The sequence below is a fragment of the uncultured Senegalimassilia sp. genome, from assembly GCF_902464545.1.
In the GTDB taxonomy this organism is placed as follows: Bacteria; Actinomycetota; Coriobacteriia; order Coriobacteriales; family Eggerthellaceae; genus Senegalimassilia.
Map to the genome: position 1 here is coordinate 1 of NZ_CABQJR010000043.1, position 3972 is coordinate 3972.

Consider the following 3972-nt stretch of genomic DNA (forward strand, 5'->3'; position numbering starts at 1 on the left):
ATAGCGGGCGGTTTACTTGGCGCGGCTACGCGCGCGCCAGACTGAAGTCATTAAACGCAAAAACGGGGAAAGCAGGCCCTCCTGCTTTCCCCGTTATCGTCTGCATCAAGCTATGTAGCAAACGGCTAGTCGACGTCGATCTTGCAAACCCAGCCGTGCTTGTCTTCCAGCTTGCCATCCTGGATGCCGGTGAGAGTCTCGCGCAGCTGCTTCATAACCGGGCCGATCTCGGTGCAGCCAGCCGGGAAGACGACCTCCTGATCAGCACCGTTAACCTTGTTGTCGATCTGGCCGACCGGGCTGATGACGGCCGCGGTGCCGCACAGGCCGCACTCCACGAACTCGCCGCCGGCAACCTCTTCCCACGTGACGTAGCGCTCGTCGACGGTCATGCCCAGGTCTTGGGCAACCTGCACCAGGCTGCGACGGGTGATGGAAGGCAGGATGGAATCGGTGTGGGACTTCGGAACCACCAACGTGCCGTCCTCCTTCACGAACAGCACGTTCGCACCGCCGGTCTCCTCGATGTAGGTGCGGCTTTGCGAATCTAGGTAGATGTTCTCAGCATAGCCGTTGCGATGCGCTTCCATGGTCGGGCGCAGCGACATAGCGTAGTTCAAACCGGCCTTGATATTGCCGGTGCCGTGCGGTGCGGCGCGGTCATACTCGGACACGCGCAGCTTGATCGGCTTCAAGCCGCCCTTGAAGTACGGACCGACGGGCGTGACCAGGATACGGAACGTGTACTCGGGAGCCGGAGCAACGCCGATGACCTCGCCGGAACCGATCATGAACGGACGCACGTACAGCGTGGCGCCGGAACCGAACGGCGGCACCCATGCGGCATTCGCCTTCACAACTTCCTTGACGGCCTCGACGAAGCGATCCTTCGGAAAGCCCGGCATCTCAAGACGCTCAGCGGAATCGAACATGCGGCTTGCGTTCATGTCCGGACGGAAACAAACGATGGAGCCCTCATCGGTGGTATAGGCCTTCAGACCCTCGAACACTTCCTGGCAATAATGGAAGATGCCGGCGCACTCGGAAAGATGCAGGTCATGATCGGTGGTCAGACCGCCCTCGTCCCACTCGCCATCCTTCCAATGAGCTTCGTAGCTGTAGTCGGTCTGATGGTAGCCGAAATCAAGGCTGCCCCAGTCAAGATCCTTCTTCTCGACCATCGTGATGCTCCTTCGTGAAAGGGCGCTTTGCGCCCAACGTGCAAATAACGCTTGCCGAATACCTTACACCCAAAACAGAGGGAAAATGGGGAACATCTGGCCCTACGGCAGGCCGAAAGGACGCAACCACGTAGGAATTTACCTGTTCGAAACAATCAGCGAGCAGGTCAAATCTTGGGAACCCGAGAGGCACCGCCACGTTACCACCATAGCGAACAGCACAATACGCCACCCTCTGCCTGCGGCATGGCGAGGAACCATTGCGCCGACAGCCCATACGACAACCCTCAGCGCAAACCGCGCTTGGAGGTGCCGGCAGAAGCTGCTCCACGGCACCACAACCCAGCTCCTCGCCGGCATCCGCAAAACCACCCCCTTCCTTTCATCCAAGAATCAGCGAATGCATTGCAGAGAGGTTAGCGCGCAAGCAGTACCACCCATCCCCATACATGCCACCAGCCCTTGGACGAACCGCGCATAACCTTAGACGAGTGCGACTGCCCTTAAAGACAAAAGGCCGCCGACGAACGTCGACGACCTCTTGATGATCCCCTAGCTAAGCCACAGCGCTAGATACCCATATGATCAGCCCGCTACATGCTGAACAAACCGAACTGCGCAGCAACATAAGCAACCAAGATAACCACCAGCAGCACGGGCGCGATGAACTTCACCATGACGGTGAACATCTTCTCGGCCTTGAACGGGCCAGAGGATTTCACCTCGTCGATGATAGCCTTGGGCTTGATGATCCAGCCGACGAACACGCATGCCATCAGCGCGGCAAGCGGCATCATCACGGAGTTGGAGATGAAGTCCAGGAAGTCCAGGATGGTGCTGCCCGGCCCCAGCGGCTCGATGAAGGCCAGTTGGCAATAACCCATGTTCACAATCATAGCCATCACGAAAATGAACACCATAGAAGTAATAAGCGCCTTCTTCCGCGTGATATGCGCAGAATCCTGAACGATGGACACGCAGGTTTCCGTAAGCGAGATCGAGCTGGTCAATGCCGCGAACACCACCAACAGGAAGAACAGGAAGCCCATGATCGAGGCGATGCCGCCCATCTGGTCGAACACGGTCGGCAAGATCACGAACATCAGAGACGGGCCGGACTTCGAGGCAACGGCCTCGGCAGAACCCATAGCCACGAAGGCAGCAGGCACAATCATCAAACCAGCCAGGAAGGCATAGCCAGTATCGAAGAGCTCGATACGGCGCACGGACTGCTCAAGATTGTCAGACTTCTGCATGTAGGAACCGTAGGTGATCATGATGCCCATGGCCAAAGAGAGGCTGTAGAACATCTGACCAAGAGCAGCGATGACCAGTTCAACGCTGAACTTGCTGAAATCAGGAGTCAGATAATACGCCACGCCATCAATAGCACCGGGAAGCGTAAGCTCATAAATGCAGATACCGGCCGTCATAACCAGCAGCACGGGCATGAGGATGCGATTTGCGCGCTCGATGCCGTTCTTCACACCCAGTGTCACAATTGCGAACACGATAAGCAGAAAGGCGATCGCCCAAATGAAGCTCTCCCCGCCACCGCCAATGAAGTTGGTGAAATACGTACCGCCATCAGCAAGGGCCGCAGAGCCATCCATAAGGTACGCGCCAGCATACTTGAGCACCCAACCACCGATGATGCAGTAGTACGGCACGATGATGAACGGAATCGCCGAAGTGAAGATGCCGATGAAGGCGTATTTCTTCCCGAAGGATTTAAAAGCACCAAGCGCACTCTGCCCGGTTTTGCGACCAAGCGCCGCCTCAAGCATCATCAACGTAAAGCCAAACGTGACGACCAGCACCACATAGGTGATAAGGAAAACGCCGCCGCCATACTTCGCAGCCAGATACGGAAAACGCCACAGGTTTCCCAAGCCGATAGCCGAAGCCGCAGCAGCCAAAATAAACGCCCACTTGCCCGACCAGGACGCACGTGCGCCCCCTGAATTAGCTGACATGACAATCTCCCATCTTTACGATGGCGCAATCCTGCGAACATGCCGTAAACGGTCCGGACCTGTTTACGGTTTCAAGCTGAAGAAGGCTTGCCGCAAAGCAGATTCACCTACCGTCTTCGGCAGGTCCGCATGAGACCCCGCAAGCGCCGAGCGCACGATGCCGATATTAACGACTCGTACAATCCCCGACACCCGCATTGCGCCAATGAACTGTATATAACTTTGAGATTATAGTCCTCGTAAGCGCTTTCAGTGACCAATAAAAATCCGAATCGGGAAGCGGCGCATAACGGAAGAAAGCCGGCCTCCGACCAGCCCATAGCTCAGAGATGCCCATCTGAAGCGCCAGGGCCGATTACACGGAGCGCATACAGCGCAGGACCGAGCAGGCGAGCAGCGCCCGAACGGAGGACGGCCCCGCAGGGACGCCCCTCCGGGCGGGCCCCCGGCACCGCGATCGGCGGATATCGCGCATGCCGCCCGGAACCCGCGGGGCGGCCCCAGAACGCGGAGAGGCCCGCGAGGGGAACATCCCCCCTGCGGGCCTTCAGGGGCACGATACGCGGCCGTCCGCGGTTCGCGGTCATCTGCCATCAAGCAGGTTCGCGAGCGCAGGAAGCCCTTCGGTGGCTTGCCGGGCGATGCGGCAAGGACCCTTCGACAATGCCGGGCGCTTGCGCCGCGAAAGCGCAGAGTCTTGTGCAGTTCGGGGGCCTAAGACGCAGAGAGGCCCGCAGGGGGCGATCCCCCTGCGGGCCTCTCTCGGCGCATGCGGCGCACGGGCCCGGCGCGATGCCGCCGCCCTCCGCGCATAG

General features: G+C 58.8%; 2 protein-coding genes. Both read right to left on the bottom strand.

Features of this window, described 5'->3' with window-relative positions:
• Positions 1 to 125: 125 nt before the first annotated feature.
• Positions 126 to 1181 carry a branched-chain amino acid aminotransferase gene (locus RDW26_RS09065; protein ID WP_307983347.1) on the bottom strand — a complete coding sequence of 352 codons (1056 nt, stop codon included), beginning with the start codon at positions 1179 to 1181 and terminating at the stop codon, positions 126 to 128.
• Between the two features lie 593 nt (positions 1182 to 1774).
• Positions 1775 to 3157, bottom strand: a complete 1383-nt coding sequence (locus RDW26_RS09070) for a sodium-dependent transporter (RefSeq protein WP_307983348.1) — start codon at positions 3155 to 3157, stop codon at positions 1775 to 1777.
• Positions 3158 to 3972 lie beyond the last annotated feature (815 nt).

What these genes read in the sequence shown, in the direction of transcription:
- RDW26_RS09065 (WP_307983347.1), bottom strand. Translation starts at nt 1,181, where the DNA reads ATGGTCGAGAAGAAGGATCTTGACTGGGGCAGCCTTGATTTCGGCTAC.
- RDW26_RS09070 (WP_307983348.1), bottom strand. Translation starts at nt 3,157, where the DNA reads ATGTCAGCTAATTCAGGGGGCGCACGTGCGTCCTGGTCGGGCAAGTGG.